The sequence below is a fragment of the Streptomyces filamentosus genome, from assembly GCF_014654895.1.
GTDB lineage: Bacteria > Actinomycetota > Actinomycetes > Streptomycetales > Streptomycetaceae > Streptomyces > Streptomyces filamentosus.
In genome coordinates this window covers 202622-227376 of sequence record NZ_BNBE01000004.1, presented here as the reverse complement: position 1 = coordinate 227376, position 24755 = coordinate 202622, and the positions used below count along the sequence as shown (strand labels likewise).

23 protein-coding genes and 1 riboswitch are annotated in these 24755 nt (G+C 75.9%); of the genes, 9 read left to right on the top strand and 14 right to left on the bottom strand.

Annotation, left to right across the window (positions count from 1 at the left end; translation table 11 throughout):
• Nucleotides 1-43: 43 nt before the first annotated feature.
• Nucleotides 44-219, bottom strand: a riboswitch (cobalamin riboswitch).
• A 540-nt stretch (nucleotides 220-759) separates the two neighbouring features.
• Both IE326_RS34830 and IE326_RS34825 read left to right on the top strand, forming a co-directional pair.
• Nucleotides 760-1299, top strand: coding sequence for a VOC family protein (locus tag IE326_RS34830; RefSeq protein ID WP_190044430.1), 540 nt, complete (start codon nucleotides 760-762; stop codon nucleotides 1297-1299).
• The gene (locus tag IE326_RS34825) at nucleotides 1292-2110 is read left to right on the top strand and encodes a MerR family transcriptional regulator (RefSeq protein WP_190044429.1); all 819 of its coding nucleotides are present in this window, start codon (nucleotides 1292-1294) and stop codon (nucleotides 2108-2110) included. Before IE326_RS34830 ends, IE326_RS34825 begins: the two co-directional genes overlap by 8 nt.
• 81 nt (nucleotides 2111-2191) lie before the next feature.
• Here IE326_RS34825 and IE326_RS34820 read toward each other — a convergent pair whose 3' ends face one another.
• On the bottom strand, nucleotides 2192-3187 hold the full coding sequence (locus tag IE326_RS34820) for a LysR family transcriptional regulator (RefSeq protein ID WP_190044428.1): 996 nt from the start codon (nucleotides 3185-3187) through the stop codon (nucleotides 2192-2194).
• A gap of 49 nt (nucleotides 3188-3236) precedes the next feature.
• On the opposite strand from IE326_RS34820, the gene IE326_RS34815 reads away from it, so the two are divergent.
• The 3 genes from IE326_RS34815 to IE326_RS34805 all read left to right on the top strand — a co-directional run bounded on the left by IE326_RS34815 (nucleotide 3237) and on the right by IE326_RS34805 (nucleotide 4943).
• A complete protein-coding gene (locus IE326_RS34815) occupies nucleotides 3237-4154 on the top strand; it encodes an NAD(P)-dependent oxidoreductase (protein WP_190044427.1) in 918 nt (305 codons plus the stop codon).
• A 154-nt stretch (nucleotides 4155-4308) separates the two neighbouring features.
• Nucleotides 4309-4569 (top strand): hypothetical protein, encoded by a 261-nt coding sequence (locus IE326_RS34810; RefSeq protein WP_030758226.1) that lies wholly within the window; start codon nucleotides 4309-4311, stop codon nucleotides 4567-4569.
• A gap of 2 nt (nucleotides 4570-4571) precedes the next feature.
• Nucleotides 4572-4943: a fic family toxin-antitoxin system, toxin component gene (locus IE326_RS34805; protein ID WP_150236148.1), complete on the top strand. Its 372-nt coding sequence runs from the start codon at nucleotides 4572-4574 to the stop codon at nucleotides 4941-4943.
• 99 nt (nucleotides 4944-5042) lie between these two features.
• Here IE326_RS34805 and IE326_RS34800 read toward each other — a convergent pair whose 3' ends face one another.
• The 6 genes from IE326_RS34800 to IE326_RS34775 are packed head-to-tail and all read right to left on the bottom strand — an operon-like array spanning nucleotide 5043 to nucleotide 10677.
• Nucleotides 5043-6125: an LLM class flavin-dependent oxidoreductase gene (locus IE326_RS34800; RefSeq protein ID WP_190044426.1), complete on the bottom strand. Its 1083-nt coding sequence runs from the start codon at nucleotides 6123-6125 to the stop codon at nucleotides 5043-5045.
• A 4-nt stretch (nucleotides 6126-6129) separates the two neighbouring features.
• Nucleotides 6130-6993 carry an ABC transporter substrate-binding protein gene (locus IE326_RS34795; protein WP_190044425.1) on the bottom strand — a complete coding sequence of 288 codons (864 nt, stop codon included), beginning with the start codon at nucleotides 6991-6993 and terminating at the stop codon, nucleotides 6130-6132.
• Nucleotides 6990-7754, bottom strand: a complete 765-nt coding sequence (locus tag IE326_RS34790; RefSeq protein ID WP_190044424.1) for an ABC transporter ATP-binding protein — start codon at nucleotides 7752-7754, stop codon at nucleotides 6990-6992. Before IE326_RS34790 ends, IE326_RS34795 begins: the two co-directional genes overlap by 4 nt.
• A complete protein-coding gene (locus IE326_RS34785; RefSeq protein ID WP_190044423.1) occupies nucleotides 7751-8596 on the bottom strand; it encodes an ABC transporter permease in 846 nt (281 codons plus the stop codon). Before IE326_RS34785 ends, IE326_RS34790 begins: the two co-directional genes overlap by 4 nt.
• The gene (locus IE326_RS34780) at nucleotides 8593-9603 is read right to left on the bottom strand and encodes an ABC transporter substrate-binding protein (RefSeq protein ID WP_190044422.1); all 1011 of its coding nucleotides are present in this window, start codon (nucleotides 9601-9603) and stop codon (nucleotides 8593-8595) included. Before IE326_RS34780 ends, IE326_RS34785 begins: the two co-directional genes overlap by 4 nt.
• A 54-nt stretch (nucleotides 9604-9657) precedes the next feature.
• Nucleotides 9658-10677: an ABC transporter substrate-binding protein gene (locus tag IE326_RS34775; protein WP_190044421.1), complete on the bottom strand. Its 1020-nt coding sequence runs from the start codon at nucleotides 10675-10677 to the stop codon at nucleotides 9658-9660.
• A gap of 536 nt (nucleotides 10678-11213) precedes the next feature.
• On the opposite strand from IE326_RS34775, the gene IE326_RS34770 reads away from it, so the two are divergent.
• Nucleotides 11214-12038, top strand: coding sequence for an IclR family transcriptional regulator (locus tag IE326_RS34770; RefSeq protein WP_229915807.1), 825 nt, complete (start codon nucleotides 11214-11216; stop codon nucleotides 12036-12038).
• Nucleotides 12039-12044: 6 nt separating this feature from the next.
• Here the strand turns inward: IE326_RS34770 and IE326_RS34765 are convergent, their stop codons facing one another.
• Genes IE326_RS34765 through IE326_RS34750 form a run of 4 tightly spaced genes read right to left on the bottom strand, consistent with a single transcriptional unit; the run spans nucleotide 12045 to nucleotide 16265 of the window.
• Complete coding sequence (locus IE326_RS34765) at nucleotides 12045-12971, bottom strand: class I SAM-dependent methyltransferase (protein WP_150233509.1); 927 nt, start codon at nucleotides 12969-12971, stop codon at nucleotides 12045-12047.
• Entirely contained in the window at nucleotides 12968-14074 is a 1107-nt protein-coding gene (locus tag IE326_RS34760) for an NAD(P)-dependent alcohol dehydrogenase (RefSeq protein WP_190044419.1), read from the bottom strand. Before IE326_RS34760 ends, IE326_RS34765 begins: the two co-directional genes overlap by 4 nt.
• On the bottom strand, nucleotides 14071-15501 hold the full coding sequence (locus IE326_RS34755; protein WP_190044418.1) for an aldehyde dehydrogenase family protein: 1431 nt from the start codon (nucleotides 15499-15501) through the stop codon (nucleotides 14071-14073). Before IE326_RS34755 ends, IE326_RS34760 begins: the two co-directional genes overlap by 4 nt.
• Nucleotides 15502-15509: 8 nt before the next feature.
• On the bottom strand, nucleotides 15510-16265 hold the full coding sequence (locus IE326_RS34750; protein ID WP_190045005.1) for a (5-formylfuran-3-yl)methyl phosphate synthase: 756 nt from the start codon (nucleotides 16263-16265) through the stop codon (nucleotides 15510-15512).
• A 310-nt stretch (nucleotides 16266-16575) separates the two neighbouring features.
• Between IE326_RS34750 and IE326_RS34745 the strand changes: the two genes are divergently transcribed.
• Nucleotides 16576-17109, top strand: coding sequence for an EF-hand domain-containing protein (locus IE326_RS34745; RefSeq protein ID WP_150236147.1), 534 nt, complete (start codon nucleotides 16576-16578; stop codon nucleotides 17107-17109).
• A 172-nt stretch (nucleotides 17110-17281) separates the two neighbouring features.
• Nucleotides 17282-17770, top strand: a complete 489-nt coding sequence (locus IE326_RS34740) for a MarR family winged helix-turn-helix transcriptional regulator (RefSeq protein WP_190044417.1) — start codon at nucleotides 17282-17284, stop codon at nucleotides 17768-17770.
• Between the two features lie 34 nt (nucleotides 17771-17804).
• Here the strand turns inward: IE326_RS34740 and IE326_RS34735 are convergent, their stop codons facing one another.
• Together IE326_RS34735 and IE326_RS34730 are read right to left on the bottom strand one after the other, a co-directional pair.
• A complete protein-coding gene (locus tag IE326_RS34735; RefSeq protein WP_190044416.1) occupies nucleotides 17805-18581 on the bottom strand; it encodes a hypothetical protein in 777 nt (258 codons plus the stop codon).
• On the bottom strand, nucleotides 18565-19857 hold the full coding sequence (locus IE326_RS34730; protein WP_190044415.1) for a hypothetical protein: 1293 nt from the start codon (nucleotides 19855-19857) through the stop codon (nucleotides 18565-18567). Before IE326_RS34730 ends, IE326_RS34735 begins: the two co-directional genes overlap by 17 nt.
• A gap of 167 nt (nucleotides 19858-20024) precedes the next feature.
• Here IE326_RS34730 and IE326_RS34725 point away from each other — a divergent pair, with 167 nt between their 5' ends.
• A complete protein-coding gene (locus IE326_RS34725; protein WP_190044414.1) occupies nucleotides 20025-23600 on the top strand; it encodes a hypothetical protein in 3576 nt (1191 codons plus the stop codon).
• A 24-nt stretch (nucleotides 23601-23624) separates the two neighbouring features.
• Here the strand turns inward: IE326_RS34725 and IE326_RS34720 are convergent, their stop codons facing one another.
• On the bottom strand, nucleotides 23625-24734 hold the full coding sequence (locus IE326_RS34720; RefSeq protein ID WP_190044413.1) for an aryl-sulfate sulfotransferase: 1110 nt from the start codon (nucleotides 24732-24734) through the stop codon (nucleotides 23625-23627).
• Nucleotides 24735-24755: the final 21 nt, after the last annotated feature.

Genomic DNA, 24755 nt, shown 5'->3' with positions numbered 1-24755 from the left:
GTCGTACGGTGCTCCCCGGACGGCGATGCCCACCGCCCGGGCCGCCAGCAGGTCTTCGGACTCGGGATCGTCCGGACGGAACGCCTTCCCAGGCCCTCTCGGGACCCAGTGGCCGATGCTCCGCCCGTCACCCTCACCGCTGCGCGTCAGCTCCGGATTCCCACCGGATTCCCTGACCCGTGCACATACCGTGTCGATACGTACAGAGGTGCGACTGGCCCGGGCAAGTTACCACAGACGGCCCCCGCCCCCTCCGGGCCGTCTCCGGGTCGAAGAACCGTCAGGGACGGGGCGGGCGACGGCAAGAACGCGTCAGGAAGGGCGGACGCGTACGGGCCGGGGACGGACGCCGAGCGGAGCCCGGTCGTGAGGAGCGCGTCCGCATGACCGTCCTGACCACTTCGAAGGGTGCCGTACCCGGCGCCGAGGAGTTCTCGGACGACGGTGCCCGGCAGAACCGGCCGCCGTCACCGGTCTCGTCGTGCCGTCGCCGGACGCGATGGCGCCGGTGGCGTACGGGCCCGAGACCGTCGTACGGGCCCGAGACCGTCGTACGGGCCCGGTGGAGGCCCGCCCTCCCCCGGACGGCCCGTCACCCGAGGCGGCAGGAGCGCGTCTGGCGGGCCGCCTCCTCCAGGACGTCGGGGTGGTACGGCGCCACCCACGCCGTCCGGTACGGCCCCGCCCGCCGCGGAGTCGCACCACCCCTGCGGGCTCCGGCTTGACCCTCACGCGGCGTGAGGCCGAAGAGTGGTCCGCATGAGCGACCACTACGACGCCTTCGAGACGAGTCCCGTCCCCGCCCCCGGCCCGGACGCCGTCCCGCCGGAGCCGTTCCACGGCATCTACGGCATGCCCTCCTTCGTGACGATCCCCACCGCCGACCTGGACGGGTCCCTGGACTTCTGGGTCCGGGGGCTGGGGTTCTTCGCACTGTTCTCCGTCCCCGGCGTCCTCGTCCACCTGCGCCGATGGGCGTTCCAGGACGTGCTGCTCGTCGTGGCGGAGAGCGTCCCCGCCCGGCCGCCGGCGATGAGCTACAGCTTCTCGGGGGTCCTCGGCCAGGTCGAATCCCTCGCCGAGGCGTGCCGCGCGCTGCGCCCCGACGCGGTGGACGGCCCCCGGGACACCCCCTGGAACACCCGTGACGTGGAGGTGATCACCCCCGAGAACGCCCGGATCGTCTTCACCGCGGCGAAGCCCTTCGACCCGGCGAGCCAGGAGGCCCGCAACCTCGCGGCCATCGGCATCCGCCCGCCGGGCGGGGGCGACGGCGCCGACAATGGGCAGCATGCCTGACCCCCTGGACACCGACGGCCCGGCCGGCGGACTGACCGTCGGCCAGGTCTCGGCGCGTCTGGACGTGACCGTCCGCGCGCTGCACCACTGGGACGAGATCGGCCTGGCCCGGCCGTCGCTGCGCACGAGCGGCGGATACCGGCTCTACACCGCCGCCGACCTGGAACGGCTGCACCGCGTCGTCGTCTACCGCGAGCTCGGTCTCGGCCTGGACCGGATCCGGGCCGTCCTGGACGACGGCGCCGCGGACGTGTCCGGCGCGCTGCGCGCCCAGCGCGCCCAGGTCGCCGAGCGGATCGCCCGCCTCCGGCGGCTCGGCGACGGCCTGGACCGGATGATCGAGGCCCACGAGCGCGGCCCGCTGCTCACCGCGGAACAGCAGGCCGAGGTCTTCGGCCCGCGCTGGGACCCGGAACTCACCGGAGGGGCCCGCGCGGCCTACGGCGACACGCCGCAGTGGCAGCAGTACGCCGAGCGCTCCGCCGGGCGCGGCCCGGAGGAGTGGCGGGCCGTCACCGAAGCCGTCACCGGCTTCGAACGCGCCCTGGGCGAGGCGATGGACGCGGGCGTCGCCCCCGGCAGCCCGGAGGCGGGCCGGCTCGCCGCGCGCCACCGCGCGGTCTTCGGCTCCGCGTACTTCCCCCTCACCCGGCGGATGCAGGTCTGCCTGGGCCGCAGGTTCGAGGCCGAGCCGGGCTTCGCCGCCCATTACGACGCGGTCCGCCCCGGCCTCGCCGCCTGGTTCCGCCGCGTCGTCGACGCCGACGCGCGTGCCCACGGCATCGACCCCGACACCGCGACCTGGGAGTAGGACCTCCTGCCCGGGGAGAGGACCGCCCCGGAGGGTCACGGCCGCCTGGCCCCCGCCTCCCCGGTCTCGGCCTCCCCGGTCTCAGGTGCCGTGGCGCCCGGCTCCCCGGTCTCCGGCCCCGGGTTCCCCGGTCTCCGGCGTCCCGGCCTCCGGTTCCCCGGTCTCCGGCGCCACGGCCCCCAGTTCCTCGGCCGTCTCCCGGAGCAGGGACAGGAAGGCCGTCGCCGCCGCGCTCGGGGAGCCCGGCGCGGCCGCGCAGATCCGCCGGTACGGCACGTCCTCCGGGTGGATCGTGACGAGCGCGACGTCCGGCCGCACCGACGCCGCCGCGAGCGCCGGTACGAGGGTGACGCCGAGGCCCGCCGCGACCGCGCCCAGCTTCGCGATCCAGTCGTGCGCGAGCAGCCCGGTCCTGGGCCGGAGCCCGGCCGCGAGGGCGGGCCGGAAGAGGGTGTCCTCCAGGCGCTCGTTGCCGACGATCCACTCCTCCCCGGCCAGCTCCGCGAGCCGCACGTCCCGCCGCCCCGCGTACGGGTGCCCGCGCTCCAGCGCCACCAGCATCGGCTCGTCCAGCAGGTGGTGGAGCGTCACCCCCGGCGGCGGGGCGGCGTCCGCCGCCGGGCTCACCACCGCCAGGTCCTCCTCCCCGGCCGCGACCAGCCCCAGGTGCTTCACCGACGGCCCCTCCACCCGGGTCACTACCACCCCGGGATGCCGCTCCCGGAACGCCGCCTGGGCGCGCGGCACGAGGGCGGCGGTGGCGCTGGAGAAGGCGCCGAGCCGCAGCGTCCCGCCGTCCAGGGTGCGCAGCGCGGTCAGTTCGGCGCGGGCGGCGGCGAGCCGGTCCCGCACCGCCTCGGCGTGCGGCAGCAGCACCCGCCCCGCCTCGGTGAGCCGCACCCCGCGCGGCAGCCGCTCGAACAGCTCCGCCCCCCACTCCTCCTCCAGGGACCGCACCTGGCGGGAGACGGCGGACTGGGTGTAGCCGAGGGACCGGGCGGCGGAGGTGAAGGACCCGGACCGGGCGACGGCGAGGAAGGCCTCGTAGGAGCCATGCGTGAGCAGCATGGGAACCATGCTAGACATTCGCTTGTCGCATGGCTGAGCCGGATCTAGCGTCGGCGCCATGGACACCACTCCGCAGCACACGGACCCCGCCGCCTCCTCCCGGGCCCCGGCCCCGCAGCCCGTGGACACCGCTGCTCCCGCCCGGACCCCGGCCCCGCAGCACAAGGACGCCACCACCAGGGCCCCCGCCCCGCGGCGGATCGCCTTCCTCGGCCTCGGCTCCATGGGCCTGCCCATGGCCCGCCGCCTCCTCGACGCCGGACACCCGCTCACCGTCTGGAACCGCACCGCCGCCAAGGCCGCTCCGCTCGCCGCCGCCGGCGCCACCCTCGCCAGGAGCCCCGCCGAGGCCGTCCGGGACGCCGAGGTCGTCATCACCATGCTGGCCGACCCGGCCGCCGCCCGCGCCGTCGCCGACGTGCTGATCCCCGCCCTGCGCCCCGGCACGCACTGGATCGACACCTCCACCATCGGCCCGGACGCCACCCGCGCCCTCGCCGCCCGCCTCCCCGAGGGCGTGACCCTGATCGACGCGCCCGTCATGGGCAGCGTCGACCGCGCCGCCACCGGCGAGCTGCTGATCCTCGCGGGCGGCGACACCGCCCCGGTGGCGGACCTCCTTGGCCTGCTGGGCACGGTCACCGCCTGCGGCGGGCCCGGCGACGGCGCCGCCCTGAAACTGGTCCTCATCAACGCGGCCGTCGGAGGCGTCGCCCTGGTCGCCGAGAGCCTCGCCCTCGCCGAGGCGCTCGGCCTGCCCCGTGACCTCGCCCTGCGCACCCTCGGCGCGGGCCCGCTCGCCGGTGCCGTCGGCCGGGCCACCGCCACCGGCTCGTACTTCCCCGTCGCCCTCGCGGCCAAGGACGTCTCCCTCGCCACCGGGGTGACGAAGCTGCCCCTCCTGGAGGCCGTCCACCGCCTCCTCCTGGAGGACCCGTCCCTGCTCGCCGAGGACCTGGCCGCCGTCGCCCGCTGACCCCGGGCGGGCGCGGGGGCGGGCCGCCACCCGTCCAGGGCCCGCCACCTCCGGCCGACCGGATGCCCTCCCCGGAATCCCGTCCCGGAATTCCGTCCCCCGCATGAGGAAAGATCCCTCGCCCGTACTGCTACCACCCTGCTACCTTGTGCGCATGAGCACCAGGAAGCAGACCCAGCTCCGCCTGACGCCCGACCTCCTCGCCGCGGGGAAGGACGCCGCGGCCGCCCGAGGGCTGGACTTCAACCGCTACGTCGAGCGCCTCATCGCGGAGGACACCAGCGGCGCCCGCGCGGCGGGCATGGCCGCGGCCCAGGCGCTGATCGACGACCACGGCGGCTTCCTCGACGACCTGGAGGGCGTCCTCGACGCCCGGCACGCCCCCGCGGGTCCGGGCCGGGGCGCGGCCGCGTGAGCATGGACCTGCACATCGACCTCTCCTGGATCCTCGAGGTCGCCGAACGCGCGGGCCGCGCCGACCCCGCCCCCGACGACCTCGGCGTCCCGCTCGCCGCCGTCGCCCGCCACCAGGCCGAACTCCTCGGCCGACCCGTCTACGACGGCCCCTACGCCCGCGCCGCGGCCCTCGTCCACACCCTCGGCCGCTGCCGCTGGCTGGAACGCTCCAACCTCACCGTCGCCTGCGCCGCCGCGGTCATGTACCTCAACGCCGGGGGCATCCCGGCCGCTCCCACCCGCGACCAGCTCGCGGCCCTCGCCCACGAGCTCTACGACCCCCGCACCACCACCGCGCGCATCTCCGCGCTCCTGCGCACCTGGCACGCCTGAGGGACGTCGAGGGGGCCTCGGAGGGGGAAGCGAGGGGGCTCCGCCCGGCGTCGCCCCGGAGCCCCCCCTCCAGGACCGGCCGGCCCGGGGGCCCGCCGGTCAGCGGCCCAGCCCCAGTGCCGGCAGCACCGTCTCGGCGACCCGGTACGCCTCCTCCAGCAGCGGGTTGCCGGACAGGATGAAGGTGTCCACGCCCAGCTCCCGGAACTCCTGGAGCCGTTCCACGACCTGCGCCGTGGAACCCACGAGCGCCGTCCCCGGGCCCGGCCGGAAGAGCCCCATGCCGGGCCAGAGGTTGGGGTAGGTCTCCAGCTCCCGGGCCCGCGCGGGCACCCGCCCGCCGTGCTGCCGGAACTGCCGCTGCCAGCCCACGCCGTCCTCGTCCGCCCGCCCGCCGAGCTGCCGGGCGTACGTCGCCGCGCTGGTGACGTCGAGGAGCCGGTCGGCGGCGGCCCACGCCTCGTCCTCGGTGTCGCGGACGATGAGGTGGAGCCGCAGCCCGATGCGGAGGGTCCGCCCGTGGGCGGCCGCCCGGGCCCGCACGTGGTCGAGCTTCTCCTTCAGCAGGTGCGGAGGCTCGCCCCAGGTGAGGTAGACGTCGACGTGCTCCGCCGCCATCTCGATGCCGGGGGCCGAGGAGCCGCCGAACCAGAGCGGGACGTGCGGCGCCTGCACCGGCCGCAGCTCCCCGAAGGAGGAGCCCGCGCCCTTCAGGTCGTAGAACTTCCCCTTGTGGTCGAAGACCTCGCCGGCGGTGAGCCGCTTCACGATCGACCAGTACTCGGCGCTCAGCTCGTACCGCTCGTCGTGCCCGACGTGCAGCCCGTACTCCCGCAGCGACTCGGTCGAGCCGTTGACGACGTTGAAGCGGAGCCGGCCGCCGAAGAGGTTGTCGAAGGTGAGCGCGGTCTTGGCGAGCAGGGTGGGCGAGATCAGGCCGGGATGGACGGCGAGCAGCGGCTTGAAGCGGGTGCTGGTGGCGGCCGCGAGCGCCGAGCCGAGCGGCCAGACGTCGTACAGGTCGGTGGCCAGCAGCGCGCCGGTGTAGCCGAGGCGCTCGACCGTCCCGGCCAGGTGCTGGAGGTAGCCGAGGTCGACGGGCCTGCGGCCCTCCGGCTCCCAGGGGTAGGCGCCTTCGCGCGGGATGACGTACCAGAGGACTTCCGGTGCGGGGGAGGTCATGGGTTCAGGCCTTCCGGGGCAGGGCGTCCGCGACGGTGACCGCGCGCTCGATGAAACCGGTGCGGTGGAAGACGTCCGCCGCCCGCTGCTGCTCGGCCACGAACTCCTCGCCGACCTCCTCGATCGTCCACGGCAGGGCGCGCAGCGCCGTCTCCCAGTCCTCGGCGGTGCCGCCCTGGTCGGCTGCGGCGATCGCGGCGGCCTCCCCGGGGTGGGCGGCGGCCCACGCGTCGGCCCGCCGCAGCGCCCGCACGAGCGCCTCGACCAGCTCGGGCCGCTGCTCGGCCAGGTCCCGGCGGGTGAAGAAGACGGACCGGTCGGTGATCACGTCCCCGGTGCGGACGAGGGTGCGCAGCCCGCCCGTCCGGCGGGCGGCGGCCAGCTCGGCGCCCTGGGCGACCCAGGCGGTGATCTCGCCGGCGCGGAGCTTCGCCTCGCTGCCGGAGCCGCCGCGCACCGCCGTGATGTCGGTGGCGTACGACAGGCCCGCGTCGTCCAGCGCCTGGGCGACGAGGTGCGTCTGCCAGGAGCCGATGGCGAGGTGGACGGTGCCGCCCTTCAGGTCGGCGACGGTCCGCACCGGGCTGTCCTCGGGGACCAGGAGCGCGCCGTGGTCGGGGCGGGGCGCCGAGATCGCGGCGTAGACGATGTCGTGGCCCGCGGCCTGGGCGGTGACCGGCGGGGTGGAGCCGGTGCCGCCGAAGTCGATGGTGCCGTCGGCGAGGAGGGCGCCGGTCCGCACGCCGTCGGTGTACGCGTGCCAGGCGACGGTCTCGCCGAGGGCGGCGAGCTCCTCCTCCGCGTAGCCGAGGCGGGAGAGGTGGTAGAGGGACGGGTTGCTGCGGTGGACGCCGAGGGTGACGGTCATGCGGAGAACTCCTTCTGGGGAACGGGGGTTTCTGCGGGGGAGGGGGTTTCCCGCGGGGCGGGGGGACCGGCGCGCACGCCGAGGTCGGCGAGGAGGCGGCGGCGCAGGGCGACCGCCTCGGGGTCGCCCGGGTCGCGGGGCCCGGGCACGGTCACGGTCTCGTCGGTGACGAGCCGCCCGTCGCGCAGGACCGCGATCCGGTCCGCGAGCCGCACGGCCTCGTCGACGTCGTGGGTGACGAGCAGCACGGCGGGTCGGTGGATCCGTCGCAGCTCGCCCACGAGGTCCTGCATCCGCAGCCGGGTCAGCGCGTCGAGGGCCGCGAACGGCTCGTCGAGCAGCAGGAGTTCGGGCTCGCGGACCAGTGCCCGGGCCAGTGCGACCCGTTGTGCCTCGCCGCCGGAGAGCGTGGCCGGCCAGGCATCGGCGTGCCGCTCCAGGCCGACCTCCGCGAGGGCCCGCAGGCCCGTCTCCCGGGTGGCGGCGCCGCGCGGCAGCCCGACCGTCACGTTGCCGAGGACCTTCTTCGAGGGGATGAGCCGGGGCTCCTGGAAGACGATCGTGCGGGCCGGCGGGACCAGGACCTCCCCTCCATCGGCGCCGTCGAGGGCGCCCAGGATGCGCAGCAGGGTCGTCTTCCCGCTGCCGCTGGCCCCGAGCAGGGCGACGAACTCGCCCCGCCCGATGGTGAGGTCGAGGCCGTCGATGACGGCGCGGTCCCCGAAGACCCGGCGCAGTCCCCGTACGCGTACGGCGGTCATCGTGTCGTCCCTCCGGTTCCGGTGGCGCGCCAGGGCATGAGGATCCGCTCCAGGCCGCGGACGAGGACGTCGGCGGTGAGGCCGAGGAGTCCGTAGACGAGGATGCAGACGGCGAGGACGTCGGTCCGGGCGTAGCTCTGGGCCTGGGACATCAGATAGCCGATGCCCGCCGTCGCGTTGATCTCCTCGGCGGCGATCAGCGCGATGACGCTGAGCGTCATCGACAGGCGCAGCCCGGCGAGCAGCGAGGGCAGGGCGCCCGGCAGGACGACCTGGCGGACGATCGCGAGCCGGCCGAGCCCGAAGCTCCGCATGGCCTCCACGAGCTTCCGGTCCGTGTTGCGGACTCCGCCGCTGGTGGAGACGTACATCGGGAAGGTGGTGGCGACCGCGATCAGCAGGATCTTGGCGGTCTCGTTGATGCCGAACCACACCATGAACAGCGGCACCAGGGAGAGGAAGGGGATGGTGCGCAGGGTCTGGAGGGAGGAGTCGAGGAGTTCGTCGCCGAGCCGGGTGAAGCCGGTGGTGATCCCGAGGACGAGACCGGCGGCGAGCCCGATGACGAGCCCTGTGCCGGAACGGGTCAGGGAGGTGGCGAGGGCGTCGGGCAGCTGTCCGTTGCCCCACAGCTCGCCGACGGCGTCGAGCACCTGGGCGGGCGAGGCGAGGACGTCGGGGGTGAGGGCGCCGGTCGCGGACGCGACCCACCACAGGGCGAGGAGGGCGACCGGGCCGAGGGCGCGGACGGCGAGCGCGTACGTACGGGGACGGGGACGGTGGGCGGGCGGCCGGGGGGCGACGAGACCGGTGGCGGCCGGGGCGGCCGGGGCGGTGGTCACGACAGGGACTCCACGTCGAGGAGGTGGGCGGCGACGTCGACCGTGTCCGGCGTCACCTTCTGGTCGGCGTAGAAGCCGGCGACGGTCTTGAACCGCGCGACGTCCTCGGGGCCGATGGGGTCGACGGTCCCGCCCTCGCGGGTGAACCCGATCTGCACCTCCTTGGCCTTGCCGGTGACGGCGGTGGGGCCGGCGTCGGTGAAGACGTTGAGGTAGGCGGCCGGGTCCTTCCGCTCCTTGGCGCTGTTGTCGTGGAGGTAGCGGTAGAGCGCCTTCACGATCGCCGGGTGCTCCTTCGCGAAGTCCGAACGGACCGCGTTCAGGCTGTAGTTGTCCGAACCGATCGCCTTGCCGTCGACGAGGAAGCGGGCCTTGCCGCTGCCGATCTCGGCGACCGCGTAGGTCGACCAGACGGCCCAGGCGTCGACCTGTCCGGCGTTGAAGACGGCGGCGGTCTGGTCGGGCCGCAGATAGACGCGCTCCACCCGGTCGGCGGGGATCCCCTCCTTCGCGAGCGCCTTGAGGAGCAGGTACTCGCCCGTCCCGCCCTTGTTGACGGCCACCTTGCGGCCGACGAGGTCCCGGACGGAGTCGATGCCGGACCCCTCGCGGACGAGGATCCCCTCGCCGACCGGGTCGGGATCGGTGGCGGTGAAGAAGGCGAAGCCGGGGTTCTGGGAGAGGGAGGTGATGCCGGAGGTGATGGAACCGGTGGCGAAGTCGAGCTGATCGGCGTTCATCGCCTGCGCGGCGGGGGCGAACGGCCCCGCGCTGCCGGTCCAGGCGACCTTCGCGCCCACGGCGGCGAGCGCCTTGTCGAGGCTGCCGTCCTGCTTGCCCCGGGCGAGGACCCCGGAGTTCCCGGGGTCGGGGATGCGGACGGTGACCGTGGCGCCCTTCGCCCCGCCGCTCCGGCCGGAGTCGGCCGCCGGATCGGCGCCGCAGGCGGTGAGGGTGACGAGGGCGGCGAGGGCCGTCAGGGCGGTGAGGGCGGGAAGAGGGCGCATGGCGGTCGTCCTTGAGGAGCGGTGGGAAGAAAGGGGGAAGGGGGGGAGCCGGGGTCACGCGACGGGGCTCGGCGCCGTGGCGCCGGAGGCCAGGAGCAGGCGGGCCCGGCGCAGCGGCCCGGGATCGGCCCAGGCCCGCACGTCCACGGCCTCGGGGAGGAAACCGTGGGCGCGCAGGGCCGCCTCCTGCCGGGCCAGCAGGTCGAGCCGGGCGTCGGAGAGGTCGGGGTGCAGGGTGCGGTGGGTGCCCGGGCGGTAGGCGCCCGCGACCCCTTCGGCGCCCGCGCCGGTCTCCGCGCCGAGGATCCGGGCGACCTCCTCGGGCCGGTCCGCGGCCCAGTCGGCGGCCCGGAGCAGGACGGCGAGGAAGCGGTCCACCAACTCCGGGTGCTCGTCCAGGAGTTCCTGGTCGACGGTGAGGGGACGGGGCGTCCCGTTGTTGACCCGGTGGACCGGGTCCGGGAGGGCGTCGAGCTCGACGGCGACCTCGGCCCCGGCGCGGCGGGCCGACTCGACGGCGAGGGCGCCCTTCACGTACACCGCGTCGACCGCTCCCCGCCGCAGCGCGTCGAGTTCGGCGGCCCACTGCCCCGAGTGCCCGGTGGCGGGGACGTCGACCGGCCGGGCGTCGTCGAGGCCGAGACCCGCGGAGGCGAGGGCGCCCTCGAAGCCGCGCAGCGCCATGGCCCGCCAGAAGTCGATGGGCACCTCGTGCCGGGGCACGGCGAGCCGGAGCCCCCGCAGGGCGGCGGCCCCGCGCACCGGTGACCCGGGGGCGACGAGCACCACCTGCCGCTCCTCGATCCAGGTGAGACCGACGAGCCGGGTGCTCCGGCCCCGCGAACGGGCCCACAGGGCGGGCACGTTGCCGCCCTCGCGGAAGAGGCCGGGCAGGCCGTGGGTGTAGTGGGCGGCGCGGTCGGCGCCGGGCTCGGCGTCCTGGAGCGAGCGGACGGCGATGCCGTCCGGCGCGAACTCGGCCGCCAGCCAGCCGCGGTCGGCGGCCACGCCGGTGGCGGTGGGGACGGGGCAGCGGGTGAACCAGAGCGTGTCGGGCACGCGGGCGTCGGTCATGGAGAGGAGTCCCGGAAGGAGGAGGGAAGAGGAAGGGGCCCGCGCACGGGCGGACGCGGCGGCGGCCGCGGCGGCGCAGGGCGGGGAGGAGCCGGGCGGGGAAGGGCGGAGGACCCGGCGGACGACGGTGGGGAGGAGCGGTACGGGACCTCACGGCCCCGGGGCACCGGCCTCGCGGAGGGTGCCGGCCCGGCCGCGCCCCCGGGCGTCAGCTACAGGGACAGCCCGTGCCGGAGACCCGCGCCAGGTCGATGTGGCGGCGCCGGGTGAGCCCGGGCGGAGCGGGGAGGACGGGGCGGAAGGGAACGGCGGTCGTCGCCGTACGGCACGTGTCCATGGCGGTCCTGCTCCCTTCCGGTCGTCCGCTCTTCAGCGGGGCTGTGGCCGGAACCATGACACGGCGTTCCCGCCCTCCACAACTCGCTTCCCACCATGTGGGAACGCACGTGAACAGCGTGTTTCCACCCCCGGGCGGGTGTCGTCCCGGCTCCCACGATGTGGCAGCGTGCGGGCATGACCACCCAGGGGGAGCGAGCGTGACGACCACCGGAGCCGAGCCCGTACGTCCTCCGGCCGGCGCCCAGGCGGTCCGCCGCGCGCTCGACGTGCTGCACAGCTTCCACGACAACCGGCCCGACCTGAGCGTCTCCGACCTGGCGCGCAGGCTCGGCCTCTCCACCTCCACCGCGCACCGGCTGGTCCGCACCCTGCTCGCCGCGGACTTCCTGGAACAGGACGCCCGCACGGCCCGCTACCGGCTGGGTCCCGCGGTCACGGAGCTGGGCCGCCTCTCGTACCACCAGCGCGGCCTGCACCTGGCCGCGCCCGAACTCGCCGACCTGGCCGAGCGGACCGGGGCCACCGCCGACCTGGCGCTGCGCAGCGGCCCGTACGCGGTGATCGTGGCGGGCGGTTCGGTGACGCCCAAGGTGGGACTGCGCCGCCCGCTGCACTCGACCGCGCTCGGCAAGGTGCTCCTCGCCTGGCCCCGGGCGGGCGAGACCGGCCCGCTCGCGCTGCCGCCGCTGTACGCCTTCACGAACCGCACCATCGTGGAACCCGCCGCGCTGGCGGCCGAGCTGGCCCGCGTCCGCGAGGCGGGCCACGCGCTCAACGACGGCGAGTCGGCGCGCGGGGTGCGGACGGTGGCGGTGCCGGTCCTGGAACGGACCGGCCACGCGCGCTTCGCCCTCGCGGTCCGGGCGACCCCGGACCTGATCACGGACGCCCGGCTCGACTGGTTCCTGTCCCGGGCCCACGCCTGCGCCCGCGCCCTGGAGGTCCTGCTCCTGCCCCCGGCGGACCGCAGGGCCCCCGAGGAGGGGACGGCCGCCGCGCCGGACGCGGCGGCACCCCGGTGACGGGTGTCAGGCCCGGACCTTGTGGGCGAACACCCACCGGTTGCCCTCCAGGGCGTCGTTCGGTTCGGGCAGGGGACCGCGGCCGTGCCGGAGGGTGAAGTCGAAGGGGGTGCGCATCGAGGCGGACCAGCCCCGCTCCGTCAGCGCGCCCGCGGAGTCGGGGCGGGGGCCCAGGTCGAAGAGCCGGAGCAGGTCGATGCCGATCTGTTCGCGCGTCGCCGTGTAGATCGCGCTGTCGCGGTACGCCAGCAGGTCCTTCTCCAGCTTGGCCTCGAAGGCCAGCGCGCTGCCCTCGGCGGACAGCCGGTCCACCGTCTCCACGAGGGCCGTCTCGGCGGGACCCGGCAGGTAGAAGAGGAGCCCTTCGGCGAGCCAGGCGCTCGGGGCGGCCGGGTCGAAGCCGGCGCCGGTCAGCGCGGCGGCCCAGTCGGAGCGCAGGTCGGCCGGCACGGCGACGCGGGTCGCGCCCGGGGCGGCGGACAGGCCCGCGAGCACCCGGTGCTTGAACGCCAGCACGCCCGCCCGGTCGATCTCGAAGACCACGCACCCGGGCGGCCAGTCCAGCCGGAAGGCACGGGTGTCCAGCCCGGCGCCCAGCAGGACCACCTGGCGGACGCCCGCGCGGGCCGACCGGAGCAGGAAGTCGTCGAGGACCCTGGTCCGCAGGCCGAAGTAGCGGGCGAACCGCCCCCACAGCGGGTTCCCGTCCCCGTCCGGGACCTGCTGGATCCGCACCGGCCAGTCCGCGGACGCCGGGGCGGCGCGCACGAAGTGCTCCGCGTGGACGTCCCGGGCCAGGCTGTCGTGGCGGTGGGTCTCGATCGCGCGCGCCGCGGCGACCAGCAGGGCGGTCAGCCCCACGCCCCCGTCCACGCCGCCGTCCGCTCCCCGGTCGGTCCTTCTCTCCGGGCCCCCGCCGGCCGTCTCGGTCATCGGCTTCCCCTTTCCGGGAGGAGGACGGGCTTGACCACGAGGCCCGTCCCGCAGTCGTGTTCGGCCTCGTTGACCTCGGCCAGCGGATAGGTGCGGATCAGTTCGTCGAAGGGGAAGCGGCCGGCCCGCCACAGGTCGATCAGCCGCGGTATCAGCAGTCCGGGCACGGCGTCGCCCTCGCAGATGTGGCGGATGCCGCGCCCCCGGTCCAGCGTGCCCGGCTCCAGCGGGAGGACGGTCCTGAAACGGGCCACCAGACCGAGGGTGCCGGTGGGGCGCAGGGCGTGGAGGGCGTCGGCGACGAGCGGGGGCGCGGCCGTGGTGTCGAGCGCGTACTGCGCGCCGCCGCCGGTCAGCCGCCGGATCCGCTCCGGCAGTCCGGACGCCCCGGCGGACAGCGGCACCGCGCCGAACCGTTCCGCCCGGACCAGTCGCCGGGGGTTCCGGTCGACGGCCACGGTCCGCACCCCGGCGGCGGTGGCCGCCATCACCGCGGCGAGCCCCACCGCTCCCGCGCCGAGGACCACGAGGGTGTCGCCGGGGCCGGCGCGGAAGGTGTTCAGGACGGCTCCGGCGCCGGTGAGGAAGCCGCAGCCGAGCGGCCCGAGCAGCTCCAGGGGCAGCGCGGGGTCGACCCGTACCGCGTTGCGGGCCGGGACCAGCGCGTACGCGGCGAACGAGGACTGGCCGAACCAGCGGGGGGCCAGCGCCCGGCCGGCGCCGTCGGTCAGCCGGGGCGGATCCTCCGCCCGCCCCCCGAAGAGGTTGAGGGCGGCGAAGGACTCGCAGTGGGCGGGGGCCGCGCCGAGGCAGTTCGGGCACGTCCCGCAGGAGTCGAAGCTCAGCACCACGTGGTCGCCGACGCCGATCCCGCCGTCCGGGCCGCCGCCCGAGCGCACCACGACCCCGGCGCCCTCGTGGCCGAGCACCGCCGGGAGCGGGCTGCGGCCGGCCGACCGCCGCACGGCGAGATCGGTCCGGCACATCCCGCAGCCCGCGATCTCGACCAGGATCTCCCCGGGGGCGGGCTCCGCCCGCAGGGCCACCTCCTCGACGGTGAACGGGTCCTCGTACGCGCGCAGCACGGCGGCCTGGAACCTCATGGTCTCCCGGGTCCTTCCTCCTGGGGGCGGTGGACGACGAACGGCCGGAGGTTGCCGTAGAACCCCCACGGCCCGCCCGTGACGCCGACCCCGCTGTCCTTGACGCCCGCGAAGGGCTGGGCGAGGGAGAGTTCGGCGTGGTGGTTGATCCAGGCCGTGCCGCATTCGAGCCGGTCGGCCACCTCAGCCGCCCGGTCGGGGTCGGCGCTCCACACGGAGCCGCCCAGCCCGAACCCGGTGCCGTTGGCCGCCTCGACGGCCTCGTCCAGGCGCCGGTACGGCAGCACCGGGAGGACCGGCCCGAACTGCTCCCCGGTCACCACCGGACTGTCGGGCGGCACGTGGGTGAGGACGGTGGGGGCGAAGAAGTACCCCGGCCGGTCGAGCCGCCGTCCGCCGGCCGCCGCCCTGGCCCCGTCCGCCAGGGCCCGCCGGGTGACCTCCTCGACCCGGGCCAGCTGGGGCGCGTTGTTGACGGGACCCAGCCGGACGTCCGGGTCGAGCCCGGGGCCGACGGGGACGGTCCGCGCCCGGTGGGCGAGGGCCTCGACGACCCCGGCGTGGAGGCGGGCCGGGACGTAGACCCGTTTGACGGCCATGCAGACCTGCCCGCAGTTGCGGAACGCGGCCCAGAACAACCGGTCCGCGATCCGGTCCACGTCGACGTCGTCCAGCAGGATCGCGGCGTCGTTGCCGCCCAGTTCCAGGGTGACCCGGGCGAGCGAGGCCGCCGCGGCGGCGGCGACGGCCCGCCCGGTGGGCACCGAGCCGGTGAAGGTGACGTGACGGATGCCGGGGTGGGCGGCGAGCCGGGCGCCGAGCGGCTCGCGGCCGGTGACCACGGTCAGCACGCCCTCGGGCAGGACGCCGGCGAGGACGGAACCGAGGAGCCGGGTGGCGAGCGGGGTGAACGGGGACGGTTTGAGGACCACGGTGTTGCCGGCGGCGAGCGCGGGCGCGAACTTCGCCGCCGCGAGCTGGAGCGGGAAGTTCCACGGCACGATCGCGGCGACGGGCCCGAGGGACCGCCAGCGGACCTCGCTGTGCACGGGCCGGCCGTCGTCGATCCGCCGGACGCGGGGGGCCAGCCCGGCGAAGAGGCGCAGCCGGGCCGCCGTGCGGGTGACCTCGGCGTGCGCCTCGGCCAGCGGCTTGCCCTGTTCCCGGGTGAGCAGCCGGGCGAGGTCGTCGCCGGCCGCCTCCACGGCGTCGGCGGCGGCGCACAGCGCGGTGGTACGGGCGCCGGGGTCGGCGCGCCAGTCGTGCCAGGCCCGGCGGGCCCGCTCGACCACGGCGTCCAGCCGGTCCGGCGGCTCGTCGGGGGCGTCGGCGAAGGGCTCCCCGGTGGCCGGGTCGACGACGGCGAGCCGGGCGGCCCCGTGCGAGGGGGCGGGGCGGGGAGCCGGTGGTCCGGCGGTCGTCCGCATGCCGGCGGTCAGTTCGCGGAGGGGAGGCCGACCGCGTGCTCCCGGGCCTGCCGGTCCATCTCGGCCCGGAAGGCGGCCACCAGGTCCGGCCGGATCCGTCCCGCGGTGCGGTCGCCGCCCTCGCAGACCGCTCCGCGCACGCCCACGATGTCCGTGCCGATGCGGGTCAGCGCGCCGAGGTCCTCCTGCCGGACGCTGCCCGCGAGGGCGGCGAGCAGACCGGCCGCGTGGGCCCGCCGGACGAACTCGCCGCAGACGTCCGGCGGCACGTGGTCGAAGAGCCGCGTCCCGTCCTTGACGGCGGTGTCGAGCATGGCCGCGTCGGCGCCGGCGCGGGCGGCGACGTCGGGCAGCGCGAGCGGGTTGACGCAGCCGATCCGGTGGGAGTCTGCGTAGCCGGAGGCCACGACGAGCGCGTCCGGCCGGTGGTCCTTCACCGCCCGCACGACCGCCCGCATCACCTCGACGCCCTGCTCGGGCGTCGTGCAGCCGTAGAGGCCGACCTTGATGTACGTGGCGCCGGAGACGACCGCGCCGAGCGCCGCCTGGGCCACCGTGCCGGGCTTGTAGGGGACGTCCCCCACGGTGGCGGAGACCGGCTTGTCCGCCGGGACCGCCGCGCGGATCTCCCTGATCACCCAGGGGAAGTTGGCGCCCAGCGAGCCCTCGTCGGGCTTCTTGACGTCGACGATGTCGAGGTGGTCCGCCGCCTTCGCGCAGTCGAGGGCCTCCTCGACGCCGTCCGGGGAGATGAGAAGCAGCACCATGGGCTCCTTGGGTGGGGTGCGGGTCCGCTCTGCGGTGCGTTCATCATTTCCGCGGCTCCCGGGCGCCGGGAGGGCGCGCGGAGAGTCCCGCGGGGGCGCATGCCTCCCGGCGTCATGCGCTGGGCACATGAGTGCGATCCGGTCCGCCCGCTCACTCCTTCCGGTGGGAGGGGCCGGGCCGGCGCCACGCCCGCCGCCCCGGCGCGGTTACGCAGGTGCACTCCACGGAGCGTCCGTGGGGTGTCCACGGAGTCGCCGCCCGGCAACGGCGGGCGGCGCGGGACAGCAGGAGGAACGGATGACGGACGTGCGCGCCGAGGCCGCCCGGCGGGTGGAGCTGGTCTTCACCCTCTTCGACGCCAACGGCAACGGGGTCGTCGAGTCGGACGACTTCGACCTCATGACGGACCGGGTCCTGAAGGTGGCGGTCGCGTCGGACGAGACCGCCAGGGCCGCCCTCCGGGCGTCGCTCCGCCGTTACTGGACGACGCTCGCCGCCGAACTGGACGCCGACGGCGACGGGGTGATCACCGTCGAGGAGTTCCGCCCGCTGGTGCTCGACCCCGCGCGCTTCGGCCCCGCGGTCGCCGAGTTCGCCGAGGCGCTTTCCGCGCTCGGCGACCCCGACGGCGACGGCCTGATCGAACGCCCGCTCTTCCTGGGGCTGATGGAGGCCATCGGCTTCGAGCGCGCGAACGTCCACGCGCTCTTCGACGCCTTCGGCCCGGACGCCGAGGACCGCATCACCGTCGCGACCTGGGACGCCGGCATCAGGGACTTCTACGCGCCGGACCTGGCCGGGATCCCCGGCGACCGCCTGGTGACCCTCCCGGCCGCCTGACGGCTCCTCCGCCCCCGCGCCGGCGGGGCGAGTCCGGCGGCACGTTCGAACCGGTCCGGGAAGTGCGCACGACCCGCCTCCGACCCCGTGGGGACGGAGGCGGGGAACTGCGGGCCCGCAGGTATCTCAAGGGTAAACTATCTCGATGATCGAGTGATATTACACTGGAGGGATGCAGTCACCTCCGCCGGTCGCCGACGGCCGGACCAGCGATCTCGCCCGCTACGCCGTCCTGCTGCGCACGCTCAACCGCGAGATCAACCGAACCACCCTGGACTTCGCCCACCAGCACAAGCTGCACGCGACGGACATCCACGCCCTGTCCGTGATCATGGACTCCCCGGCGGACGGGGACCGGCCCGTGACCCCTTCGCGGCTCAGGGAGGAACTGCGCCTCACCTCCGGGGCCGTCACGGCCTGTCTCGACCGCCTGGAGCGCGCCGGGCACATCAGCCGCGTGCGCGACAGCGCGGACCGCAGGGTCGTGCACATCGCCTACAACCCCGAGGCGCGGGCCCTCGCCCGGGAGTACTTCCGCCCGCTGGCACGCGCCACGGAGGCCGCGCGCAGCCGGTTCGCCCCCGAGGAGCTCGCGACGGTCGCCGCCTTCCTCGACGCGCTCAACGCCGAACTGGCCGCCGAGCGCGAGGCGCACGACTGAGCCGCCGGAGCGCCGGGCACCACCCCGGGAGGGCTCAGACGGGCGGCAGCAGGTCGCTCTCGCTGACGGTGTGGTCCAGCGGGGGGTAGGCGAAGTCCGTCTCGGTGTTCTCGCGGCGCCGCAGCCGGTAGAACTCCCGCCGCTGTTCCTCGTCGGCCACCGCGAGCCGGACCCCGCCCGGAAGGTGCGCGTGCCCGTCGCGGAACCGGACGGCGGTCTTCGACGTGCGGAAGGTCACGCCCAGCCACTCCTCGTCCGCCGTCCGCGCCGACGCGTCCAGCACGATCTTGTGCCGGAGCAGCCGGTTCGCGGCGACGGAGAACGCGACGACGCCCCGATGGGCGAGCGGGACCTCGAACGCCTCGCCCCCGCCCTCCTTCCACTCGAAGACCAGCTTCCTCGACGGGGTCGCCCCGCCGGGACCCCGGTAGCAGGAGAAGACGGCGACGAACGAACCGTCGGCCAGGTCGAGCGCCTGGTCGGAATGGCTCCCCATGGTGGCGTACGCGTTCGTGTACCGCTCCACCAGGGCGTTGTCGAAGTCCACGGGGAGCGCCGCGTGCTCCCGGATCCGCCGCGCCAGCCGCTCGTGCACCGGCCGGAAGCGCTGCGCCGGGGCGCCGTAGCGGGTGGTGGTGCGCACCAGGGGCACGGCCCCCGCCTCGTCGGGCCGGGTGAGCACGGCGCCCCTGCGGCCCTTCCCCAGCTCCTCCCAGCGGACGGACGCGGCCAGTTCCGCGAAGGGGTCCCCCTCCTCGGCCGGCAGGACGCACGAGAGGATCCCGGCCGGGAGTTCAGACGCGCGGGGCAAGGTAGTCCCCCGTGTTCATGCTGAAGCGGAACCGGCCGCCGTAGTCGACGAAGGACGGCGACCTGTTCTCCTCGGCGTACAGCGCGCGCAGTTCGTCCATGCCGGCCTCCGTCGGGGGCTCCAGTTCCACCGGCTCCCCGCCCGTGTCGAGGAAGGTGCGGCCGTCCCGGTGGACGGCCTCGGTGCCCGAGCACCGCACCACGTACCCCAGGCGGGTCGGGAGCAGTCCGGCGTCCAGCGCCGAGGGCCGGATCTCGTGCGTGTACAGGCGGTTGGTGGACAGCGGCATGAAGAACACCGACCCGGGGTGGAGGGTCAGCGTGAACTCCCGGGGGAGCGCGGCCCCGTCGTGCTCCGCGGCCGTCTCCCGCGTCTCCTCGGCCTTCTCCGTCCCCTGTGTCTTCTCCGTCCCTTCCGTCTTCTTCGGCTCCTTCAGGCGGAAACGGAGCCGGGTCAGCCCGCTGACCCCCTTCACCCCGAGGTCGAAGGGGTCCCCTTCCAGCGGCTGCAGCCCGTCGAGCCGGTCGTAGAAGGTGCAGAAGGCCATGACGCCGTCGACGGGCATGTCCTTGGTCTTGTCGGCGTGGGCCGAGATCCTGGCCTTCGACTGCTTGCGCCCGGCCGTGGCGAGGGTGTTGTGGTAGACCTGCGCGAGCACGTGGTTCAGCGGCGCGTGCCCCCGGAAGACGGTGGCGGCCTCGCGGTTCAGGTCCTCGACGATCCGCGTGTCGACCGGGCGGAAGTTCTCGGTCGGCCCCGACAGGTTCGTCGAGCACCGGAGCAGCCGGAAGCGCAGGTCGTCGCCGCTGCGCGTGACGGGCGTCAGATAGATGCCGCTGCGGTGGGCCGTACCGGGCTTGGTGGACTCCGTCAGCGTCTGGAACGCGTGCTCCGCGCGGATCCGCCCGAAGTGGTCGTCCGCGGGCTCGAAGAAACGGCGGTAGTGCACGCCGACGCCGTGCACGCGGAGGGGGACCCGGCCGAGCCCGACGGGGACCCAGGACCGGCCGGCCTCCTCGTGACGGCCGTGCGACAGCTCCCGGACGACGAACACCCGGTCGGCGCCGCGCAGTCGGCGCGCGTCGATCGCGGACAGGTCGCCGCACAGGTAGACGGTCCTCCCCGTGACCTCGGACGCGCCGGCGGCGAACTCCTCGGGCGTCAGCACGGAACCGAAGAAGTTACCCGTCAACGCGCCGTCCCCCGGCGCCGAAGGCGCCACCAGGAGGTTGCCCGTCCCATCGACGCGGGCCTCCGGAAGCTCTGTCGCGTACATCAAAACGGCACCTGTCGTTCGCGGTTCCCGGCGGAGTACCGGGACCGTAGAACCGTAGACCGGCCCCCGCCGGCGGGCAACGGCGTTCCGCCGCGCCCCCGGCGGCACGGGCGCCGACGGGGGCGGCCCCGGAGGGAGTGTCAGTGCCCGTGTCTAGCATGGCGATCATGACGAAGACGCGGGCGGGGACGGCGGAACGGCTGCTGCGGGAGATGGCCGCGACCGGCCGGCACGCGGAGGGCGCGGACGCGCCGCGCGAGGACGCACGTCGGGTGGTGGAGCGGGCGCGGCCCGCGCGCTCGGTCGCCGCCGGGGTCGCCGCCGCCGGCGGCCCCGACGCGGAGACGGCCGCCCTGCTCCGGGAGCTGGTGGAGCGTCACCTCGGCGGGGACACGGCCCGCTGGTGCGCCCTGCACGACGCCCTGACCGGACACCGTGGCACCCTGCCCGAACTGCTCGCCGCGTCGCCGCGGCCCCCGGCCCCCCGGGACGCGCTCCGCCCGCCCGCGCCCCGCAGCGTCCACCGCACGCTCGGCCTGCTCCTCGCGCACGCGCAGCCGCGGCACGCGGCGGACGCCCTCGCCGCCCTGCCCGAGCGGGTGACGACGGAACTGCTCGCCGGCGGGACCCCGCCCGAGCCCGCGCTCGCCGACGCCGTCGTCGACCACGGCGGCACCCCCACCCGCACGGCCCTGGCCCGCCACCCCCGGCTCGACACCCGCGTCCTGGCCCGGCTGGCCGCGTCCGGCGACGCCCGGGTCGCCGCGGCCGTCTACCGCAACCCGCGCACCACCCAGTCCCTGCGCCGCACGATCGCGGAGCGGATCGACGCCGTCCCCCTCGACGAGGCGCTGCGCGCCGAACTGACGGCGCCCCACGGCGAGGCCCCGCGCACCTGGCTCGCCCCGCTGCTCGCCTCGGGCGACCCCCAGCTCGTGGTGCCCGCGCTGCGGTGGGGCGTGCGCCGGGTCGCCCAGCAGTACGCGCTGCTGAGGATCTGGGAGCGGACCGGCCCCGGCGCCGTACGGGCCCTGCTCGACGACCCCGCCGCAGCGGGGCTGAGCCGGGACGTCGTGGACGAGGTCACCGAGGCCCTGGCCGCCCCGGACGGCGACGGGCCGCGCCTGCTGCGCGCCCAGGGCGAGCCGTACGAGGACCCCGCCCGGCTGCCCGCGCTCCTCGCCACCGCCCGGGGCACCAGCACGCTGCGCGACCTGCTGTCCGAGCCGTACGCCCACGACCTCGACGCCCTCGCCGCCGCCCACGCCGCGACCCCGTTCATGCCCAAGGCGTGCGAGGAACTGGTCCGCCACGAGGCCGCGAGCGACGCCCAGCGCCACGCGTTCCGGCTGAGCGTCCTCAACGAGCCGTGGCGGGCCGGGGGCCGCCGTGCGGGGAACACGACCCCGGCCGCCCGGCGCCTCGCGGAGGAGGAGCTCGACGACAGCGCCGCGGGCTGGGCGGAGGGCATGGCGGCGGCGGGACTCCTCGACCCGGCCGAACTGGTCCGCACCGCCCGCCCCGCCCACCGCGCCCTGGCCGCGCTCGTCCGCCTCGCCGAACGGAACCTGCCGGGCACCGCCGCCGCCGAACTGCACGCCCTGACGCAGACCCACCTCGGGCAGCGGGACCGGGCCTGGACGGAACTCGACACCCTGCTGCCCGACCACGCGGGGACCCTCGCGGAACTGATCGCCGCGGCGGGCCGGACCCCGGACGAGCCCGCCACCGAGCACGAGCCCGCCACCGGGTCCGCGGTCGAGCCGGAGACCGGGTCCGCAGTCGAGCCCGGCTCTCCGGGCGAGCCCGACTCCGGCCCCGACACCGCCTCCCTCCCGTCCGCCTCCGAAGTCCCGCCCCGGCCGGTCCTCCACCGGCGCGACCGGGTGCACGCCCTGGCCGCGCTGGACCTGCTGTACTCCCTCGCCCCGGAGGGCGCGCCCCGGCCCAGGGACCCCCGGGTCCTGAAGGCGCTCGCCGTGCACGAGCAGGCGACCGCGCCCGGTCTCGCCACCCCCCGCTGGTTCGCCCTCGCCTGCGCCGTCCACGGGATCCCCCCGTCCGAGGACGGCTTCGCTTACGGGGCGCCCGCCCTCGCGCAGGTGCGGGCCCGGCTCCCCGAGACGTACGGCTCCGGCGCCCGGCACATCGAGCAGGCGTACGCGCAGGGCGTGCTGCCCGCCGGAGAACTGCTCACCCTGCTGCCCGCCCGGCGGCTGCTCCTGCTGCCCCACGACTGGCGGCGGCTCGCGTTCGCCGACGCCTGGCGGGCCGCCCTCGCCCGCCTGCTGCGCGCCGAGCTCGGCACGGACCCCGACGCCTGGCTCCGCCTGGCCGCGACCGTCACCGCCTCCGAGACCGCCTCGGAGGGACGGACCTGGGCCGAACTGGTGGAGCGCGCACGATCCGGCGACCGGCCGGGACCGGACACCGGAGGGGCCGTCGGCAGGAACAGGCCGACCACCCCCGACGAGGCGATCGGACTGCTGGAGCGCGGCGACCACCTGTGGGGCTGGCCCGAGGGCACCCTGCTCTGCCTCGCCGACGCCGAGGTCGTCGAGGCCGTGCTGCCCCGGCTCGGCCCGGACGCGCCCTGGCTGCTCGCCGCGTACCTCCTGCGCCACGACCGCACCCCCCGCACCGTCCTCGACCGGCTGCTCGCGGACCGGGACCCCGACGCGCTGCGCGTCCTCGCCGCCCAGTCCCGCTGGATGGAGCGGAGCGGCGCGGTGGACCGGCTCGTCGACCTCGACGACCCCGAGGTCGACCGCGCCCTGCTGCGGCACTGGAACCCCGACGCCGTCGTCCACCGGATCGTCGCCCGCTCCCGGCCCGGCACCGGACGGCCCTCCCTGGGCGCCCGGGTGCTGGCCGACTGGCGGGCCGGGGGCGCCGCCCGGCCCGACGGCGGCCTGGCGTGGCTGTGCTCCGCCGAACCCGACCTCGTGGAGGAGATCCTCACCAGGGAAGGCCGGCGGCTCGGACTCGGAGACCAACTGCTCGGCTGCCTCCGGCTGTTCGAGCACGGCGGCGCCGACCGGCTGGCCCGGCTCGCGGCGGCGGACGCGCTGGGCCGCTCCGCCACCACCGTCTGCGCGAAGGCCCTGGCCTCCGCCGACCCCGCCGCCGTCCTCCGCGCCCGGCTCGACCGGGAACTGGCGCCGGAGAAGCTCGTCCGGAAGCTGCGGCGAGCCCGGTACGCCCACCAGACGCGCGACCTCGCCCGCTCCCTCCCGCCGGGCGAGCCGGTGGACTGGGCCGCCCTCGAAGCCGCCCACGCCCAGGACCCGATCCCGCACTGGCAGGACCTCGTCAATCTGGACGACGTCCCCGAGGACGTACGGCTGCGCCACGCGGCGCTGCTGCACGAACCCGGCCCCGACGGCCTGCCCGGCGGAGCCGGCCCGACGAGGGAGCGGGCCCGGCACGGCCTCGGCGGCCTGTACCACTGCGCGCCGTCCACCCAGATCGACGGGCTGCTCGCGGCGGGGCTCCTCGACGGCGCCGACCTGGTGCGCCTCGCGGCCCCGGCCGTACGGATCCTCGCCCACCTGGGCGCCGCAGGCCGCCGCACGGACGCCCCGCCCGGCGCCGCCGAGGCCCGCGCCGTCCTCGCGGACCTCGTGCGCTCCGCGCTCGGCACCGACCCGGCGGCCTGGCAGCGGGTCGCCGAGCGGCTCACCGGCCTCGACCCCGCCTGGGACCCGTTCTCGACGGTGGAGTCGCTGCTCACCGACCCGTGACCGGGGCCTTGGCCGGGCGGTCGTTCACAGCCAGGGGAACCGGTCGGCGGCGTAGCGGTGGGCGCGGAAGACGGAGTTCTGCGCCCCGGCCGAGGACTCCAGGCCCACGCCGTCGCCGAAGGCCCGGAACTGCGGGACCACGAACTCCCAGACGACCCGGCCGCCGGGCGTCACCTCGAAGAGGCGCCCGAAGGAGCCCTCCGCGATGAAGGTGTTCCCGTTCGGCAGGCGCTGCGCGCTGGACATGTACGGGCTGTAGAAGTTCTGCGGCGGGTTGTCCTGGTAGGACCACACCTCCTCGCCGGTGCGCGGATCCAGCTCCAGGACCCGCGAGTAGGGGAGGGAGGTCGTGTCGCGGTACGAGCCGTTGTCGAAGACCAGGAGGGTGCCGCCGGGGAGTTCGTGCGGGTGGTGCTGCTGCGCCAGCACGTCGGGGCCGAGGCGCCACCGCACGGAACCGTCGGCACGGTCGACGGAGACGGCCGAGGAGACGCTGCGGAAGCCCACCACGAGCGAGCCGTCGGCGCTCTCGTTGACGGTGTTGGCCATGGGCCAGTGCTCGCGGGCGAAGTGCGGGTCGAGCGGGAAGTCCTCCGGGTCGAGGTGGTCGATGGCGGCCCAGCGCCACACCTCCCGGCCGTCCCAGTCCAGTTCGACGACCACGTCTCCGTAGATCACCCCGCCCGGGGCCTCGGAGCCGGGGATGCCGCCCCGGATCCGTGCGGCGTCGGCCGGCGCCAGCGGTTCGACGACGGTGACGACGAGGTTGCCGTTGCGCAGGACCGAGGCGTCGTGGTGGTGGAAGGGGTGCCGGACCTCGCGCAGGACCGTGGAGTCGGGGGCCAGCTCCTGGAAGATCCCGCCGTGGTAGACCTCCCAGATGGGGAAGAGGACGGGGCCCCCGGTGTCCTTGGCCGCGTAGAAGAGGTTGCCGTCGGGGAGCAGTTGGGCCTGCCGGCCGGGCGGGTGAGGGGAGTTCCAGGTGTGGACGGGGCGTCCCTCGATGTCGACGAGGTGGATCTCCCCGGTGCTGGTGATGGGTGTGTAGAGGGTGTGGCCGCCGTAGCTGAGGGCGGGGTCGTGGGCGATCAGGCCGACGCCGCGGCGGCGCAGGGTGTTCTGGTCGACGGTCATGGGGTCTCCTCGGACAGGGGT

Excerpts from the sequence above, each read along its gene's own strand:
- IE326_RS34815 (WP_190044427.1), top strand. The coding sequence starts at position 3,237 with ATGGACACCACTCCGCAGCACACGGACCCCGCCGCCTCCTCCCGGGCC.
- IE326_RS34810 (WP_030758226.1), top strand. The coding sequence starts at position 4,309 with ATGAGCACCAGGAAGCAGACCCAGCTCCGCCTGACGCCCGACCTCCTC.
- IE326_RS34805 (WP_150236148.1), top strand. The coding sequence starts at position 4,572 with ATGGACCTGCACATCGACCTCTCCTGGATCCTCGAGGTCGCCGAACGC.
- IE326_RS34775 (WP_190044421.1), bottom strand. The coding sequence starts at position 10,677 with ATGACCGACGCCCGCGTGCCCGACACGCTCTGGTTCACCCGCTGCCCC.
- IE326_RS34780 (WP_190044422.1), bottom strand. The coding sequence starts at position 9,603 with ATGCGCCCTCTTCCCGCCCTCACCGCCCTGACGGCCCTCGCCGCCCTC.
- IE326_RS34760 (WP_190044419.1), bottom strand. The coding sequence starts at position 14,074 with ATGAGGTTCCAGGCCGCCGTGCTGCGCGCGTACGAGGACCCGTTCACC.
- IE326_RS34820 (WP_190044428.1), bottom strand. The coding sequence starts at position 3,187 with ATGGTTCCCATGCTGCTCACGCATGGCTCCTACGAGGCCTTCCTCGCC.
- IE326_RS34730 (WP_190044415.1), bottom strand. The coding sequence starts at position 19,857 with ATGTACGCGACAGAGCTTCCGGAGGCCCGCGTCGATGGGACGGGCAAC.
- IE326_RS34790 (WP_190044424.1), bottom strand. The coding sequence starts at position 7,754 with ATGACCGCCGTACGCGTACGGGGACTGCGCCGGGTCTTCGGGGACCGC.
- IE326_RS34725 (WP_190044414.1), top strand. The coding sequence starts at position 20,025 with ATGACGAAGACGCGGGCGGGGACGGCGGAACGGCTGCTGCGGGAGATG.
- IE326_RS34825 (WP_190044429.1), top strand. The coding sequence starts at position 1,292 with ATGCCTGACCCCCTGGACACCGACGGCCCGGCCGGCGGACTGACCGTC.
- IE326_RS34765 (WP_150233509.1), bottom strand. The coding sequence starts at position 12,971 with ATGACCGAGACGGCCGGCGGGGGCCCGGAGAGAAGGACCGACCGGGGA.
- IE326_RS34795 (WP_190044425.1), bottom strand. The coding sequence starts at position 6,993 with ATGACCGTCACCCTCGGCGTCCACCGCAGCAACCCGTCCCTCTACCAC.
- IE326_RS34720 (WP_190044413.1), bottom strand. The coding sequence starts at position 24,734 with ATGACCGTCGACCAGAACACCCTGCGCCGCCGCGGCGTCGGCCTGATC.
- IE326_RS34830 (WP_190044430.1), top strand. The coding sequence starts at position 760 with ATGAGCGACCACTACGACGCCTTCGAGACGAGTCCCGTCCCCGCCCCC.
- IE326_RS34755 (WP_190044418.1), bottom strand. The coding sequence starts at position 15,501 with ATGCGGACGACCGCCGGACCACCGGCTCCCCGCCCCGCCCCCTCGCAC.
- IE326_RS34740 (WP_190044417.1), top strand. The coding sequence starts at position 17,282 with ATGCAGTCACCTCCGCCGGTCGCCGACGGCCGGACCAGCGATCTCGCC.
- IE326_RS34800 (WP_190044426.1), bottom strand. The coding sequence starts at position 6,125 with ATGACCTCCCCCGCACCGGAAGTCCTCTGGTACGTCATCCCGCGCGAA.